Below are 14227 nucleotides of genomic sequence, written 5' to 3'. Positions count from 1 at the left end.
ATCCATGAGCGTTCAAGCAATGACCTGGGCCCTAGAGCAGCAGGAGGTTGGCGAACCGCATGCCCGCCACGTCCTGCTGTGCCTGGCCAACTATGCCGATCAGGATGGGCGCGCCGCGTTCCCTTCGGTGGCTCGCCTTGCAGTCGATACCGGCCTGAGTCCTCGCACTGTCCAGTATCGGCTTCGAGACCTGGAGCAGAAGGGAGCGATCCGCCGGGGTAACCAAGCGATTCCCGCTGCCTACATCACCCAGCGCGATCGCATTCCGGTGTGCTACGACATTGCGATGGATCGGGGTGCACAGCATGCACCCGGTGCACGCCAAGACGTACCGGGGTGCACGCCAGAACATAACGGGGTGCACGCCACGACAGAACGGGGTGCACAGCATGCACCCGAACCATCACTTAACCACCAATTAACCACCCATAACCGTAAAGAAGGCGATGACGCCGCAGCTGGCGGTAAAGGTAAGCGGAAGACACAGCAGAGCTTCGACCCGCTGACGGCTAAACCGGAGAACTGTTCAGACCGAGCCTGGGCCGATTTTTGCGAGATGCGCAAAGCGAAGCGTGCACCGCTGACAGAGCGTGCTTGTGAGCTGATCGCAAAGAAGCTGGAGGGCCACCAGAACGCTGATGCGGTCCTCGACAAGTCCACCGTCAGCTGCTGGACCGATGTTTACCCAGAGGCGACGGCAAACGCTGGCGCACGGCCAAGTCGGCCTGGCGCATTCAACAACCTCCCTCAGCACACCGATGACATGTACCAGGAGAGCCACGATGGCCGCTCGAATTTCTGATCTGTTCCACCGTACCCCGGCCAAGCGCATCTTCTCCGGCGAGTGCCCGGTGCATGGCCGCGTCGATATGAGTGAGGTCGAGCAGCTGGACGGCTCGATGCTGGCGCGTGGCTGCAAGCGCTGCGCTTGGGAGGCCCTGCATACCAGCCCCCGCGACTCGGCAGAACGCGCCCTGGCCAATGCCCAGCACAAGGTCGAGAAAGCCAGCGAAGCGCTGATCGCTGCCGGGATCACCCCGCGCTTTGCTGGCGCCACCTTCGACAGCTACCGCGCCGAGACGGAGCCCCAGCACAGGGCCCTGGCCAAGTGCCGGGCCTATGCGGAGCAGTTCCCGGCCAACTTCCGGGCGGGCCGCTCCCTACTGCTGACCGGCAACGTCGGCTGCGGTAAGACTCACCTGGCCAGCGCTATCGTCCGCACGGTGGTGGCCGATCAATGCCGTTCGCTGATCATCCCGGCCGGGGACATTGTGAGCATTGCCCGCGCCTCCATGGCACCCGGATCGGGTTACACCGATCGTGACGTGGCAGTCCATCTTGGCGGCTTGGATCTGCTGGTGATTGATGAGATCGGTGCGCAGAAGGGCAGCGAGTACGAGCTGGGCCTGCTGCACAGCATCATCGACCGCCGGTATCAGGCCGTGCTGCCGACTGTGGTGATCAGCAACTTGAGCGCTGACGGCCTCACGCCCTTCATCGGCGATCGCGCCCTTGACCGCTTGCGTCAGAACGGCGGGCAGAAAGTCGGGTTCACTTGGGAATCGAAGAGGACTGCGGCATGAGGGCCCTCTACAGCGATGAGGCTGAGCACGGCGTGCTTGGCGCAGTCATTCACGCTTCGCTGCAGCAGGACTTAGGCCTGGTCGAGGACATGCTCGGCCAGATGACCTCAGCCGACTTCTATCATGCCGACAATGCGGCACTGTTCGAGGCCATGCTCGAGTGCCGCGAGCAAGCCATGCCCATCGATCCGGTGACCTTGGGCGCGGTGCAGCGCCTGCTCCCAGGTGGCGACAACGTCATGGCCTATGCCGCTGAGCTGGCCAGCAAGGTGCCTTCGCTGGCCAACTGGAAGGCCTACGCCAAGCACGTCAAGGAGTGGGGCGTGATTCGCCGCATTCTGGACGTGGCGGGCGGCGCGCAGGAAATGGTACAGGCCGGAGCGCCTACCGGCGAAGTAATTGCTGCAGCCCAGCAGGCCATGGCAGACCTGCGCAACCTGGATGGGGAGGCAAAGAGTTACAAGCGTTTGGACCAATGGATGGGAGATGCCGCCGACCTGGTAGACGAAAAGCACCGAGGCGTGGCGCTGAAGTGGCCATCCACGGGGCTCGAAAAGTTGGACGAGCTGGCCCAGGGGCTTCGCCCGAAGAAGGTGACCGTAATCGCCGGCCTGCCGGGCAGTGGCAAGACCACCTTGGCCCTGCAGATCGCCCAGCACAACGCCGTCAAGGAGCGGAAGCCGTGGCTGGTGTTCTCCATCGAAATGCCTGGCGAAGAACTGGGGCTGCGCGCTATCGCCTCCCTGGGAGGGGTGGCTCTGCAGAAGCTGGATAACCCAGCCCAGATGCGCGAAGACGACTGGGCCAGGATGAGCGGCGCCGTAGGATTGGCCCTGGAAGCCCCGCTATTCGTCTGTGACGACCCGGTGCAGACGCCGTCCACCATTCGCGCCACGGCTCGGCAGTGCCAGCGCGAGCACGGACTGGCTGGAATTGTGGTCGACTACTTGACCCTGGTGCGCAGCGAGCGTGGTGGCCGCTCTCGTACCGAAGAGGTGGGCAAGATCAGCAAGGCCCTACTGCAGCTGGCCAAGGAAATGGCCATCCCGGTCATTGAGCTTGCCCAGCTAAACCGCGACTCGACCAAGCGCCCCGGCAAGAAGCCCCAATCCAGCGACCTGCGCGACTCCGGTGAGATCGAGGCCGACGCCAGCTGCATCCTGATGGTGCACCGCGACATGGATACGGAGGAGGGCCAGAACGGCCTCACAGAGATCCTGATGACCAAGTGTCGCCATGCGCGGGTTGGCAGCTGCATCGTTCAGCAGGAAGGGCAGTATGGTCGGTTCGCCACCTACGCTGGATCGCTGCCCAGTGATGATGAGGTCGAGGCTGGGCGTGGCAGCTACGCCCAGCGCTACAAGGGGGCGGGCAATGAGCGGTTCTAAAACCCTAACCGTTACCCTCAGCGATGCAGAGATCCGTCGGCACGCTGCTGGCCAAGTCTTCCAGCTGCGCGATACCCGGCACCGGGAGCTACGGTTCCGGTTCTCGACCGTCGACCGCACCCGTGGCGCCTGGCACGTCGTGGTTCGCGGACGCTGGGGTAAGGCTGGCGATTACCCTGGGATCAACACCAAGACCATGCTGGCCACGCTTCCGGCGATCCTGGCGCGCCGTGCTGCCGACGCAGATGCCAAGTCGACGACCACCAGCTGGGCCGCGGTGGGCGACGTGCTGGCGTGGTACCGCGACCGGATGAACCGTGATCGAGGCCTGTCCGCCAAGCGCAAGGCCAGTGCCAAGTCGGCGCTGGACCGTCACCTGGTGCCCCGCCTGGGTGATCTGCTGTTGGCCGAGACCAACAAGCAGGCGATCGACCAGCGCCTGATGTGGCCGCTGCAGGAACGCTATGCCCTGTCCTTCGTGCGTTCGGTCTACGGCGTGCTTTCGGTAGCGTTCCGCCAGGCTCTGCGTCTGGACATGCTGCCTGCCAACCCCATGGCCTCGCTGAAGTTCACCGACTTCGTGCGGACCCGGATCAGGCCGCGACCGGCGCGACTGCGTGGGGATGATGTGCCGGGCCTGCTGGTGGTGGTGGCCGAGCGCTTCGAGGTGGAGCCAGCGGGCTGCATGCTGGCCCTGATGATGCTGTGCCACGGTTCTCGGCTGGGCGAGACCCGGCTGGCGCGCTGGCGCAACGTCAACCTTGAAGCGGGGCGCTGGTTCATTCCGGCGGGTGACACGAAGACCAAGGCCGAGCACACGCTACCGCTGACCATGCAGGCCTGCGCACTGCTGCGCCGGTACCAGCGCCTGCAGGCCGCCCAGGGTTACACCGGCCTGCTGCTGTTCCCGGGCAGCCACGGTGCTCCGCTGAGCCCGAGCAAGGCCAATACCTTGTTCACCGACCTGGCCAAGGGCGAGTGGTCGAGCCACGACCTGCGCAAGGTGGCGCGCACGGCATGGACCGACCTCGGCGTGGATTACATGGTGGGCGAGCTGCTGCTGAACCACGCCATGAAGGACCTCGACGCCACCTACATCCACACCACGGCCGAAGGGCTGAAGCGTCAGGCGCTGGAGGCCTGGCACCAGCACCTCGACGGGCAGGGATTCGCCGCCATTCACACCGAGACATTGCCGGGACAGAAAACCGGGCCTGTAGCCGATGACGCCACTAACGGCGCTGGTTGCAGCGCCTCACAGCATCCATCCCAAGGGAGGATGCACGATCAAGATTCCAAGCCGGGAGACGGGCATGAGTAAGTTAACTGCGGCACTGCCGCGCAAAAGCCTTCAGGAGCATGAGCGCAAATTCCTGAAGATCGCCGGCCAGCACCTGGCAGAAGAGAAGGCTGGCCCGCACGCCATGGCCGCGCTGCTGGATATGGTCGCCAGCTGGCACGCCACCCGGGTTGATATCGAGTTCGGGGAGTACTGCAAGCGCTGGGTTGCCGAGGGCAACACCAAGAATGCGGCCGCCGACAAGCTGCTGCGCAACCTGCTGGGCCTGGACGACAACCCACCACCTCGCCGCATCCGGAGGGCTGCATGACTGTGTACAAGGACGCTGGACACTGCATCAGCCGTGTCATGTCGATCGAGATTCACGACGGCACGGCCAAGCCGGCCTGGCAGAACCGCTACAAAGCCACCGTCGATGACGAGTTGCTGACTGAGCGGGTCGATGACGGACTTTCCCCAGAGGAGCGGACCACCCAGGACGCCATGACCCGATCCATGCTGAAACGAATGCTTCCAGATGCGCAGTGGCATGCGCTGGCTGGGAAGTACTCAATCAATGAGGCCGAGGTGCAGGAGGCTGCCAGATACCTGACCCCGCGCGTGGTGAGCCCGGCGCACCACCTGTTCAAGATGAAGTGCGTTATGGCCTGGATGGTGCCAGAGCGCCGTCGCGGGCTGCCTGCGTCGTTCTATGTGCTGCATACCTGGGATGCCGACGGCACTCCAGACCGCACGCTTCGGCGCTGGAGAACAGTGACTATGCGCTGGCTTGATGATCGGGTGAGTGAGGCGCATGCGGTTGTCGAGGGGTTGCTTGAAGAGCACGGGCTTCTGCTGAAATCAGCCGCTTGACAGTGGCCGAGTGACCGCGTAACTTCATAACCTGCGGTTCGGTGCGTAAAAAGGTGACGCACGCGAGCATAGAAACCCCGGCCATTGCGTCGGGGTTTTTTATTGCGCGCCGCCCCGGTTAGACTCGGCCATCATCCAAGGTAGGACTTGAGGCTAACCATGAAGCGCGACTTAAAGCTGGTGCATGAAGTGCTGGGTTTCATTGAATTCACGGTCAACGATTGCGGACCAACGCTGCTGGAGATCATGCAGGAGGTCGGCGCCAATCGTGGCGTGTGGAATAGCGGTGAAGCAGAAGAAGACCTCAACGAGCAGATCGTCTATCAGCTGAACATTCTGGAGACTGGCGGCTTCGTAGTGAAGACAGAGACTGAGCCGTACTGTGACCAGTCTGATGAGATCAACTTCCAGCTGACTTGGAAGGGGCACGACTTGCTCGACTCCATGCGTTAAGCGAACAGACTCGCTTCAACTAATTCAAAGCCTCGCCATCGTGCGGGGCTTTTTCGTTTCTGATGTCACCACAGCCAGGGTGGCCTACGGGAGGGCCTGGACGCGGATTAGCCGGATAGTGCCGCGCTACGGAAAAACACCGGCAGTTGATGAGCTTGCTCCCTGGTATTGCTGATTCAGGCGGCATCAACGGGCGGAGGGGGAAGACCCTCACACAATGCGGATGACGCGCCCAGGCAGCTGGGCTAAGTCGGTAGTGGCGTCGATCAAAGCCGTGCGCTCCCTGATCGGTTACGCGATGAGAGTCTGGGGTACGTGACCCAGCGATCCAGACCAACAAGCCGGGTATGCGCCGGCCCTCCGCACCCACTCAAGGCCTCGCCATTCCGGCGGGCCTTTTTTGTTTCTGGAGCATTGATGGACCCGACCGACCTCGGCCCAGGCACAGCCACCTGGCTGGGCGGAACGGGCACCGTATTGCTGGGGGGCTTCCTCTGGCTGCGCAAGTTCCTGTCCAAGGACGCAACCGACCGCGCCATGGACAATGCCGATATCGGCACCGTCCGCCGCCTGAACGAACTGCTCGACTCTGAGCGTGAGGCCCGCAAGCTTGCCGAGGCCCGCGCTGATCAGTTCGCCAAAGAGCGCAACGACCTGGCAGCAACCGTTGGCCGTATGGAAGGAAAGATCGAAGCGCTGACCAGTCAGGTAGGCCAGCTCACTGAGCGGGTGACCCTCCAGAGCGAGGAGATCGCCCGCTTGCGCACGAAGCTGGGAGGATTGACCTGATGGACAGATGCGCAATGGAATTCATCGCTCGCCGCTGGTGGCGCCGAGTTGAGGTGTGGGCAATTGCCCTGCTGCTGGTTATCGGCGGTGGATTCTTCGGCTTCCAGCTCAGCCAATGGGCGTTGGCCAAGTCCTATATGGAGCAGGTCGCCCAGATCCGCCAGGCCTATGACGAAGCATCCAGGCAGCGTGACATCCGCCTGGATGAGCTGACCCGCAAGACTGGCACAGCCGCTGACAAGGCAAGCAAGGCAGCGGCCACCGCGACCCAGGCCATCGACAAGGCGGATGAGGCCCTCAACCGGGTTACCCCATAGCCGCGCCACAAAATCGATATGCGCTGTTTCGTGGCGCGAGGAAGGATCATGAAAAAGAAACCTCTTGTCCTTGGCCAGGAACTTGGCCAGACGGTCTGCCAGGTCCTAGGGCTGGACCCGTCGAAGGTCGCCTCTATCACCATTGGCATGGAACCTAATACCGCCGCTTGCGTGGAGGTGGTCAAAACCATCAGCCAGGCGCAGGGCGAGAAGATCGCAGGCGCCCTGGAGTGCTACGGCCTTACCCGGCGCGGCGCGTGATGGCGTGTAGTGGATGCGCCGGCCGGCGCGAATGGATCAACAAATGGACAAAGGTCGCATATGAGCGAGCAAGCGAACTCTTCCGAACAGCCGTTGGCTCAGGGGCAGGAGAGCCTAGTGGTAGTCAGCATTCCTCAGCAGTTGAGCCTGGAGCAGATGGCGACAGTCCAGGCTCAACTGCAAGTTCGGGCGGAACAGATGGTGCTCCAACTGCTGGCTCAAGAAGGCGGCGCAATCGCGCACATGTATCCGAGCCTGAGTGAGCTACTTGCCGAGCAGCGTAGGCAGTCCTTGCTGCTCGAACAGATCTCCATTCAGAACCTTGCCCTGATCAAGGCTTTGGCCGGCGAGCAGGGCGTAAGTGATGACGAGCCTCCCAGCACTTGAGGCTCAGGCTGATGTTGTGCAGGTGATGCACGCCGACGTGAGTGGATTAACTACAAAGGTGGCCTATGAGCGAGCAAAGCAAATCCTTGATGGTGGCGACGGTGGTGCCAGCACCAAAGAGCAACCACAGCAGTCCGCACCAAGTGATGGGTACCAAGGTCCTGCTGAGTGACGGCAGCGAACTGGGTGGAGTGTTGAGTGTTGAGCTCAAGGCGTCAGCCGAGAATGGTGTTTGGCACGCAGTGATTACGGTACTGCCACGGGAGATCCCAAGCGTGTCAGCAGAGGCTCAGGTTATTGAGGTGGATATCTCCAGCCTCAAGGACGAATGCCGCCAATACGCAAAGGTGGAGCGATGATCGATCAAGAGCATATCCAGAAGCTGAGCCCGAAGAAGGGCGACCTGTTGGTGGTCAGCGTTCCGTTCCCGATCAAGACGGAGGTGCGCGAGCGACTGACTCAGCACCTGGCAGGGACAGCTGATCGAATCAAGTGTGAGCTGATCGTGCTTGAGGCGGGCATCACCGCCCAGTTGCAACCAAGCGTCAGCGACCTACTGGCCGAACAGCGCAAACAGACCGCACTGCTGGAGCAGATCGCAACCCAGAACCTGGCACTGATCGAAGCGCTGGCTGACGGGGATGATGTTGACCCTGATGCTGAGCCAGACACCTACCTGGATGGCACGCCATGCCGCTGAGGCCTGGTACGCACAAGCCACCCGGAGCGACCACGGCCAGGCACCAGCCGCCAGAGCAGCGAGGGAGCAGCACGGAGCGCGGCTACGGATATAGGTGGCAGCAGGCCCGCGCCGGCTACCTGCGCAAGCATCCGCTCTGCGTGCACTGCCAACGAGAGGGAAGGGTTGAGCCAGCCACTGAGCTCGACCACATCACCCCTCACAAAGGCGACAAGGACCTGTTCTGGTCCAGGGCGAACTGGCAAGGCCTGTGCCGGATGCACCACTCGCGCAAGACGGCAGCAGAGGACGGCGGCTTCGGCAACGCCCGGCGCAGCTGATCGAAACCACGCGCGCAGGCCTGAGAAATCAGCCAAAAACGTAGAAATGAGAATATTTCTCGCTGCTTGGGCAGGGGGAGGGGAAAAGCCTGGGGCCTTTTTCTTCTAGACCGCGCCCGAAACTCTTTTTTCGCGCCGTCAAAATTAGCTTTTTGAAATTGAAGGTTGACAAATGACCCGAGGACGGAAGCCAACGGCGCCCAACCTCAAGGTTCTGGCCGGTACCACTCGCCCGGATCGCGAGGAAAAGGACGCGCCAGAGTTCGACCTGATTGACGACTTTCCTGACGCACCTCAGCACCTGAATCGAGACGGTGCCGAGATGTGGGAAAGCCTGGGCCGGCAGCTGGTTGCCGCCAAGGTTTTGCAGGTGGTCGACCTGTATTCGCTGGAGCAGCTGTGCTTTGCCTGGCAGTGCTTCCGCAAGAAGGCCAAGGCCGACATGGAGGCCACGGCGGCAGAGACCACGGCGCTGAAGGCGCTGTTCTCCGAGTTCGGCATGACACCGGCAAGCCGCCGTAAGGTTTCGTCGGGCGGGGAGCAGAAGAAGGGCAACGCCTTCGCGGGTAATGGGCGGAAGAATGCGTGACTTCGTCAAGATCGCTACCGACTACGCGAAGGGGGCTGTGGCCGACAAGAAGCGGAAGCGCCACGGCAAGCTGATCCGTCAGGCGGCCCAGCGCTTTCTGGATGACCTCAAGCGCGCCAAGAAGAAGGACTGCCCGTTCATTTTCGACCCCTGGCATGCGAACGACCCGTGCGACTTCATCGAGAAGCTGCATCACGTTGAAGGTAAGTGGGAAAAACCCACCATCGTGATGCACCCGTCGCACATCTTCTTTGTGGTCCAGCTGTTCGGCTTCCGCAAACGGCAGTGGGTGTTCACCGAAGGGTGGGGCGACGACGGGAAGTTTCACCCGCGCCGGTTCACCTCGGCTCTGTTCGCAGTAGCCCGGAAGAACGCCAAGAGCACGCTGTCCTCGGCGATCCTGCTGTACTGCGAATGCTGTGAGCCCGAAGAGGGCGCCCAGATCATCAGCGCGGCCACCACCTTCCCGCAGGCGTCGATCATCTTCAACGCCGCCAAGCGGATGACCGAGAAGAACGCGGACCTACGGGAGTACTTCGGTCTTGAAGTCTGGGCCAAGTCCATCAGCCGCGTTCAGACCGGTGCCAGCTTCAAGCCGATCCACGCCAAGGCATCGACCCAGGATGGTCTGAACCCATCACACGTCGGCCTGGACGAAATCCATGCCCACAAGACCGCCGACCTGCTGAACGTTCTCCAGTCAGCAGCTGGTGCCCGGGGTAACCCGCTGTGGCTGTTCACGACCACCGAGGGCTACACCAACCCCGGGCCGTGGGCGGAAATACGGATGTTCGCCAAGAAGCTGCTGGGCGGGCTGTTCGGCACCACCGCTGATCACTACCTGGTGGTGTTCTATGCGGTGGATGACGAGGACAAGAGTCTCGGCATCAAGGCCGACGAAGACTTCGACGAAAAGGCCTGGATCAAGGCCAACCCGCTGATGGACGTGAACCCGCACCTGATGGCGGCTATCCAGAAGGAAGCCATCGAGGCGAAGCAGATGCCTTCGAAGATGGCCGAGTTTCGCATCAAGCGGTTGAACCGGCCGGCCTCGACTGCTGAGGGCTGGATCGACCTGAACAGATGGCAGCAGTGCGGTGGCGAGATCGACCTGGACTGGCTCGCGCAGTACCCATGCTGGGGCGGGCTGGACCTTGCCTCCACCCGCGACCTCACGTCATTCCGACTTGTGTGGGATGTAGATGGCGTTCTGTACACCTACGGGTGGCGATGGGCGCCGGAGAGCGCGGTGGCCTTCCGCACCGAGCGCGGAACGGTCCCCTATGCGGCCTGGGTTGAATCGGGTCTGCTCAAGCAGACCGAGGGCGACGTTACCGATTACGCGGTGATCGAGGCCGATGTGAAGGCGGTTTGCGAGCGCTTCAACGTCAAGGCCATCGCGTATGACCGGTGGAATGCCGCCGACCTGGTGAACCGCCTGGTTGCGGCTGAGCTCCCGATGGTTGAGTTCATTCAGGGGCCTAAGTCGTACCACCCGGCGATGCAGACCCTGGAGCTCGCGTATATCTCCGGCAAGTTGATGCACGGCGGCGACATGCTGCTGAACTGGTGCGCCTCCAACCTCATCGCCCGGCGTGACGACAACATGAACATGGCCCCGGACAAGAAGCGTTCGGCGGACAAGATCGACGACATGACCGCCCTGCTCATGGCAGTCGGCGTCTCGAAGGCTGGGCAAGAGCAGCCCATTACTGACCTATGCGTGGTGCTGTGATGTTCAACTTTGGAAAAACCAAGAAGCTGGAGCAGGAGCTGGCAGCGCTGCAGGAAGAGTTCGGGCAGCTCAAGAACAAGGAAATGACCTGGAACGAGATGGATCGCTCCCAGTGGGCGGACTTCTTTGGCGCTGTGCCGTCGTCATCTGGTGTGGTGGTCACCACCGAAACCGCCAAGCGCAGCGCTGCCGTGTATGCCTGCTGCCGACTGATCGCCGGTGCGGTAGCTTTGCTGCCGTTGCCGATCTATGAGCGCACCGAGAACGGCGGCCGGGCTCGGGCGAATCACGACCTGTGGTGGCTGCTGAACGAATCGCCCTATCCAACGCTGACGGCCTGTTCGTTCTGGGAGTGGATGCTGTCGTCCATGCTTTTGCGTGGCGATGGCCTCGCCCAGATCGTCCGTGATCGCTCCGGCGAGCCTGTGCGGCTCATGCCGCTTCCCCGGGAGTGTGTATCGATCGTGCGGGTTGGCGACACGCTGCACTACTACGGGAATGATGACGGCAAGTACTTCGGTCTGGAGGCTGAAGACGTGCTGCACTTCCCTGGCTTCGGCTTCGACGGCACCAAGGGCGAGTCGGTGATTCGCTATGCCGCCCGCCAGGCCGTGGGTGCTGCCCTGGCCGCCGACGAGTATGCCGGCGAGTTCTTCAGCAATGGTGCCAGCCCGAGTGTGGTGATCACCTACCCGACCGGAACTTCGCCATCAGCTGAGCAGCAGGACTACCTGCGTCAGCAGTTCACCGAGAAGTACACGGGCCGCACCAACCATCATAAGCCGATGCTGCTGGTGAACGGGGGCGACATCAAGCCGGTCAGCCTCACCGCCGAGGACGCCCAGCTACTGGAAACCCGCAAGTTTCAGGTGGTCGAGATTGCTCGAGCATTTGGCGCGCCACCGCACATGATCGGCGAAACATCCGCGTCCACCAGCTGGGGCACCGGCATCGAGCAGATGTCGATCGGCTTTGTCCGTTACACCCTGGGCCCGCACCTGCGCCGCATCGAGCAGGAGCTGAACCGCAAGTTGTGGCCACGTTCGACCCGCTTCTTCACGGAGTTCAACCGGGAGGGCCTGCTGGCCGGTGACAGCAAAACTGAATCTGATGTGCTCGGTAAGGCGCTGGGCGGGCCTGGCGCCCAAGGCTGGATGACGGTTGACGAAGTGCGGGCCATCAAGAACCTGCCGCCTGTACCGGGCGGCAACAAACTCTACTTCTCGACTGCCAGCCAGAAGCCGGCCAAACCCCCAGAGGCTCAGCCAGATGAACCTGATCCAACTGTTCAAGAATAACCAGGCGGCGAAGCGCGAGTTTCGGATCGTTAACGAGGGCCGCGAGGCAACCATCTACCTCTACGACATCATCGGTGAGGACTGGTACGGGGGCGTTGCGGCCAAGGACTTCGTACCACAGCTGGCCGCGCTCGACGTTGACACCATCCACCTGCGGATCAACAGCCCTGGTGGCGATGTGTTCGACGCGCGCGCCATGGCCCAGGCCATCAAATCGCACCCGGCAAAAGTCATTGCGCATATCGATGGCCAAGCCGTGTCCGCAGCTACCTATGTGGCGATTGCGGCTGACGAGGTCGAGGCCGCTGATGGTAGTTTCTTCATGATCCATAACGCCTGGACCATCCAGATGGGCAATGCCAAGGACTTCCGTGACCAGGCCGACCTGCTGGACAAGGTCGACGCGAGCATCAGCGCGGATTACGAGCGCAAGACCGGAAAGTCGTCCGAGGAGATCTTGGCCATGATGGCCGCCACCACCTGGATGACTTCTGCCGAAGCACTCGCCGCTGGCTTCGTCGATCGTCTGGCCGAAGGCAAGTCCGCCACCCAGAACCACTGGAACCTTGCCGCCTACGGCAACGCCCCCAAAGCGCTCACTGAGCGCCCCGAACCCACGGTGAACCGCGAAGCCCTGGAGCGCCGCCTTTCGCTGTTGGAAAAAATCGCGCCGTAGGCCTCGCGCCGTCGCGTAAATCCAGCCCGCCCAGTGCGGGCTTTTTTGCACCTGGAGAAAAGTTATGACCATTCAAGCAATGCGCGAGCGCCGTAATGGCTTGGCCATCGAAGCCCGCAAGCTGCTGGACGACACCAAAGACAAGAAATGGGAGTCCGAGCACCAGACCAAGTACGACCAGCTCACCGGTGAGATCTCCGATCTTGATGCCCGGATCGAGCGCGAGCAGAAGGTGCTGGACCTCGCCGCCGAGCAGCACTTTAACAACCGTGGCGACAAGGGCGATAAAAAGCCCGGCAAGCGCGACACCGAAGACCTGCTCTCGGATATCGGCATCTTCGACACCTGGACCCGGCGCGGTGAGCGCGGCTTCACCAACGAGCAGGCCGCCAAGTTCTTCAACACCATGAGCACCACCACCGGCTCCGAGGGCGGCTACACCGTCCCATCCGCAGTGGCGTCCAGCCTGATCGAATCCCTGAAGGCGTTCGGCGGCATGCGCGCGGTGGCCGAGATCCTGAACACCGCCCAGGGCAATCCGCTGAGCTTCCCGTCTTCGAACGGGACCGCTGAAGAAGGTGAGATCCTGGCCGAGAACGCCCAGGCCACCGCTCTCGACCCATCGTTCGGTACTGTCAGCCTGAACGTGTTCAAGTACAGCTCCAAGATCATCGCGGTGCCGATTGAGCTGCTGCAGGACAGTTCGATTGACATCGAAGCGTTCATCCGCAAGCGGATCATCGAGCGTGTGGGCCGCATCACCAACCGCCACTTCACCACCGGCACCGGCACTGGCCAGCCGCGCGGCATCGTGACCGCATCCTCTTCCGGCAAGATCGGCACCACCGGCCAGACCCTGACCGTGGGTTACGACGACCTGGTTGACCTGCTGGAATCGGTGGACGAGGCCTACCAGCTGGCCGGCAGCTGTAAGTTCATGTTCGCCCAGACCGTCCGCAAGCTGCTGCGCAAGCTGAAGGACACTGCGGGTCGTCCGATCTGGACCCCAGGCTACGAGGCAGGCATCACCGCCGGCGCCCCGGATCTGCTGCTGGGCAAGGAAGTGGCCCTGAACAACGACATGCCGGCACCGGCGGCAAACGCCAAGTCGATCATCTACGGCGACTTGGCCAAGTACATGATCCGCGATGCCATGCAGGTCAACCTGATGCGCTTCGACGACAGTGCCTTCGCTTCGAAGGGGCAGGTCGGCTTCCTGGCCTTCATGCGCAGCGGCGGCAACCTGACCGACACCGAGGCCGTGAAGCACTACCAGCACTCGGCGACCTAATGTGCCTGGCGGGCTCCGGCCCGCCGTCACCCATCCCGGAGGGAATGAATCATGGCTGCAAAGAAAGATTTGGTGCAGGTGCGCGTGCTGTGCGGTTTCCCGCTTGAGGGCCGTGAGTACAAGCCTGGCCAGCTGGTGGGGTTCTCCGCCGAGCAAGTGGATCAGTTGAAGGGCATGGACGCTGTCGACCCTGGCAAGGATGCGTTGGCCGCCTGCAAGGCTGCGGGTTACGAACTGGTCGAGCACTCGCCGGCCGATGCACAAGAGTCGGCGGAAGAGGGCTGATCC

Annotated in this window: 20 protein-coding genes; all 20 read left to right on the top strand. The window is 62.3% G+C overall.

Annotated features, from left to right (window positions below):
- Nucleotides 1-4: 4 nt before the first annotated feature.
- The 20 genes from LJX93_RS20320 (at nucleotide 5) to LJX93_RS20225 (ending at nucleotide 14224) form a co-directional block, all read left to right on the top strand.
- On the top strand, nucleotides 5-802 hold the full coding sequence (locus LJX93_RS20320; protein ID WP_227696362.1) for a helix-turn-helix domain-containing protein: 798 nt from the start codon (nucleotides 5-7) through the stop codon (nucleotides 800-802).
- A complete protein-coding gene (locus LJX93_RS20315) occupies nucleotides 783-1583 on the top strand; it encodes an ATP-binding protein (protein ID WP_227696361.1) in 801 nt (266 codons plus the stop codon). Before LJX93_RS20320 ends, LJX93_RS20315 begins: the two co-directional genes overlap by 20 nt.
- A complete protein-coding gene (locus tag LJX93_RS20310; protein WP_227696360.1) occupies nucleotides 1580-2971 on the top strand; it encodes a replicative DNA helicase in 1392 nt (463 codons plus the stop codon). Before LJX93_RS20315 ends, LJX93_RS20310 begins: the two co-directional genes overlap by 4 nt.
- Nucleotides 2958-4292 carry a tyrosine-type recombinase/integrase gene (locus LJX93_RS20305; RefSeq protein ID WP_227696359.1) on the top strand — a complete coding sequence of 445 codons (1335 nt, stop codon included), beginning with the start codon at nucleotides 2958-2960 and terminating at the stop codon, nucleotides 4290-4292. Before LJX93_RS20310 ends, LJX93_RS20305 begins: the two co-directional genes overlap by 14 nt.
- Complete coding sequence (locus tag LJX93_RS20300) at nucleotides 4285-4581, top strand: hypothetical protein (protein WP_227696358.1); 297 nt, start codon at nucleotides 4285-4287, stop codon at nucleotides 4579-4581. Before LJX93_RS20305 ends, LJX93_RS20300 begins: the two co-directional genes overlap by 8 nt.
- Nucleotides 4578-5123, top strand: a complete 546-nt coding sequence (locus LJX93_RS20295) for a hypothetical protein (RefSeq protein WP_227696357.1) — start codon at nucleotides 4578-4580, stop codon at nucleotides 5121-5123. The genes LJX93_RS20300 and LJX93_RS20295 overlap by 4 nt, the downstream gene beginning before the upstream one ends.
- A 159-nt stretch (nucleotides 5124-5282) precedes the next feature.
- Nucleotides 5283-5576, top strand: coding sequence for a DUF2513 domain-containing protein (locus LJX93_RS20290; protein WP_227696356.1), 294 nt, complete (start codon nucleotides 5283-5285; stop codon nucleotides 5574-5576).
- A gap of 417 nt (nucleotides 5577-5993) precedes the next feature.
- A complete protein-coding gene (locus LJX93_RS20285; protein WP_227696355.1) occupies nucleotides 5994-6365 on the top strand; it encodes a chemotaxis protein in 372 nt (123 codons plus the stop codon).
- Complete coding sequence (locus LJX93_RS20280; protein ID WP_227696354.1) at nucleotides 6365-6682, top strand: hypothetical protein; 318 nt, start codon at nucleotides 6365-6367, stop codon at nucleotides 6680-6682. Before LJX93_RS20285 ends, LJX93_RS20280 begins: the two co-directional genes overlap by 1 nt.
- A 48-nt stretch (nucleotides 6683-6730) precedes the next feature.
- Entirely contained in the window at nucleotides 6731-6943 is a 213-nt protein-coding gene (locus LJX93_RS20275) for a hypothetical protein (RefSeq protein WP_227696353.1), read from the top strand.
- A 60-nt stretch (nucleotides 6944-7003) separates the two neighbouring features.
- Nucleotides 7004-7330: a hypothetical protein gene (locus LJX93_RS20270; protein WP_227696352.1), complete on the top strand. Its 327-nt coding sequence runs from the start codon at nucleotides 7004-7006 to the stop codon at nucleotides 7328-7330.
- A gap of 65 nt (nucleotides 7331-7395) precedes the next feature.
- Nucleotides 7396-7689: a hypothetical protein gene (locus LJX93_RS20265; RefSeq protein WP_227696351.1), complete on the top strand. Its 294-nt coding sequence runs from the start codon at nucleotides 7396-7398 to the stop codon at nucleotides 7687-7689.
- Nucleotides 7686-8030 (top strand): hypothetical protein, encoded by a 345-nt coding sequence (locus LJX93_RS27375; RefSeq protein ID WP_320442641.1) that lies wholly within the window; start codon nucleotides 7686-7688, stop codon nucleotides 8028-8030. Before LJX93_RS20265 ends, LJX93_RS27375 begins: the two co-directional genes overlap by 4 nt.
- The gene (locus LJX93_RS20255) at nucleotides 8021-8350 is read left to right on the top strand and encodes an HNH endonuclease signature motif containing protein (protein ID WP_227696350.1); all 330 of its coding nucleotides are present in this window, start codon (nucleotides 8021-8023) and stop codon (nucleotides 8348-8350) included. The genes LJX93_RS27375 and LJX93_RS20255 overlap by 10 nt, the downstream gene beginning before the upstream one ends.
- Before the next feature lie 172 nt (nucleotides 8351-8522).
- Nucleotides 8523-8939: a hypothetical protein gene (locus LJX93_RS20250; protein WP_186703024.1), complete on the top strand. Its 417-nt coding sequence runs from the start codon at nucleotides 8523-8525 to the stop codon at nucleotides 8937-8939.
- Complete coding sequence (locus LJX93_RS20245) at nucleotides 8932-10674, top strand: terminase large subunit (protein WP_227696349.1); 1743 nt, start codon at nucleotides 8932-8934, stop codon at nucleotides 10672-10674. Before LJX93_RS20250 ends, LJX93_RS20245 begins: the two co-directional genes overlap by 8 nt.
- Nucleotides 10674-11972 carry a phage portal protein gene (locus LJX93_RS20240; protein WP_227696348.1) on the top strand — a complete coding sequence of 433 codons (1299 nt, stop codon included), beginning with the start codon at nucleotides 10674-10676 and terminating at the stop codon, nucleotides 11970-11972. Before LJX93_RS20245 ends, LJX93_RS20240 begins: the two co-directional genes overlap by 1 nt.
- Nucleotides 11944-12648 (top strand): head maturation protease, ClpP-related, encoded by a 705-nt coding sequence (locus LJX93_RS20235; RefSeq protein ID WP_227696347.1) that lies wholly within the window; start codon nucleotides 11944-11946, stop codon nucleotides 12646-12648. Before LJX93_RS20240 ends, LJX93_RS20235 begins: the two co-directional genes overlap by 29 nt.
- A gap of 64 nt (nucleotides 12649-12712) precedes the next feature.
- Nucleotides 12713-13939, top strand: a complete 1227-nt coding sequence (locus LJX93_RS20230) for a phage major capsid protein (protein WP_227696346.1) — start codon at nucleotides 12713-12715, stop codon at nucleotides 13937-13939.
- A gap of 51 nt (nucleotides 13940-13990) precedes the next feature.
- Nucleotides 13991-14224 (top strand): hypothetical protein, encoded by a 234-nt coding sequence (locus tag LJX93_RS20225; RefSeq protein ID WP_227696345.1) that lies wholly within the window; start codon nucleotides 13991-13993, stop codon nucleotides 14222-14224.
- Nucleotides 14225-14227 lie beyond the last annotated feature (3 nt).

It is taken from the genome of Pseudomonas sp. HN2-3 (assembly GCF_020691745.1).
Taxonomy (GTDB): Bacteria; Pseudomonadota; Gammaproteobacteria; order Pseudomonadales; family Pseudomonadaceae; genus Aquipseudomonas; species Aquipseudomonas capeferrum.
This window is presented reverse-complemented; position numbering and strand designations above follow the sequence as displayed.

Coding starts and splice junctions, on each gene's coding strand:
- LJX93_RS20320 (WP_227696362.1), top strand. CDS start 5: ATGAGCGTTCAAGCAATGACCTGGGCCCTAGAGCAGCAGGAGGTTGGC.
- LJX93_RS20315 (WP_227696361.1), top strand. CDS start 783: ATGGCCGCTCGAATTTCTGATCTGTTCCACCGTACCCCGGCCAAGCGC.
- LJX93_RS20310 (WP_227696360.1), top strand. CDS start 1,580: ATGAGGGCCCTCTACAGCGATGAGGCTGAGCACGGCGTGCTTGGCGCA.
- LJX93_RS20305 (WP_227696359.1), top strand. CDS start 2,958: ATGAGCGGTTCTAAAACCCTAACCGTTACCCTCAGCGATGCAGAGATC.
- LJX93_RS20300 (WP_227696358.1), top strand. CDS start 4,285: ATGAGTAAGTTAACTGCGGCACTGCCGCGCAAAAGCCTTCAGGAGCAT.
- LJX93_RS20295 (WP_227696357.1), top strand. CDS start 4,578: ATGACTGTGTACAAGGACGCTGGACACTGCATCAGCCGTGTCATGTCG.
- LJX93_RS20290 (WP_227696356.1), top strand. CDS start 5,283: ATGAAGCGCGACTTAAAGCTGGTGCATGAAGTGCTGGGTTTCATTGAA.
- LJX93_RS20285 (WP_227696355.1), top strand. CDS start 5,994: ATGGACCCGACCGACCTCGGCCCAGGCACAGCCACCTGGCTGGGCGGA.
- LJX93_RS20280 (WP_227696354.1), top strand. CDS start 6,365: ATGGACAGATGCGCAATGGAATTCATCGCTCGCCGCTGGTGGCGCCGA.
- LJX93_RS20275 (WP_227696353.1), top strand. CDS start 6,731: ATGAAAAAGAAACCTCTTGTCCTTGGCCAGGAACTTGGCCAGACGGTC.
- LJX93_RS20270 (WP_227696352.1), top strand. CDS start 7,004: ATGAGCGAGCAAGCGAACTCTTCCGAACAGCCGTTGGCTCAGGGGCAG.
- LJX93_RS20265 (WP_227696351.1), top strand. CDS start 7,396: ATGAGCGAGCAAAGCAAATCCTTGATGGTGGCGACGGTGGTGCCAGCA.
- LJX93_RS27375 (WP_320442641.1), top strand. CDS start 7,686: ATGATCGATCAAGAGCATATCCAGAAGCTGAGCCCGAAGAAGGGCGAC.
- LJX93_RS20255 (WP_227696350.1), top strand. CDS start 8,021: ATGCCGCTGAGGCCTGGTACGCACAAGCCACCCGGAGCGACCACGGCC.
- LJX93_RS20250 (WP_186703024.1), top strand. CDS start 8,523: ATGACCCGAGGACGGAAGCCAACGGCGCCCAACCTCAAGGTTCTGGCC.
- LJX93_RS20245 (WP_227696349.1), top strand. CDS start 8,932: ATGCGTGACTTCGTCAAGATCGCTACCGACTACGCGAAGGGGGCTGTG.
- LJX93_RS20240 (WP_227696348.1), top strand. CDS start 10,674: ATGTTCAACTTTGGAAAAACCAAGAAGCTGGAGCAGGAGCTGGCAGCG.
- LJX93_RS20235 (WP_227696347.1), top strand. CDS start 11,944: ATGAACCTGATCCAACTGTTCAAGAATAACCAGGCGGCGAAGCGCGAG.
- LJX93_RS20230 (WP_227696346.1), top strand. CDS start 12,713: ATGACCATTCAAGCAATGCGCGAGCGCCGTAATGGCTTGGCCATCGAA.
- LJX93_RS20225 (WP_227696345.1), top strand. CDS start 13,991: ATGGCTGCAAAGAAAGATTTGGTGCAGGTGCGCGTGCTGTGCGGTTTC.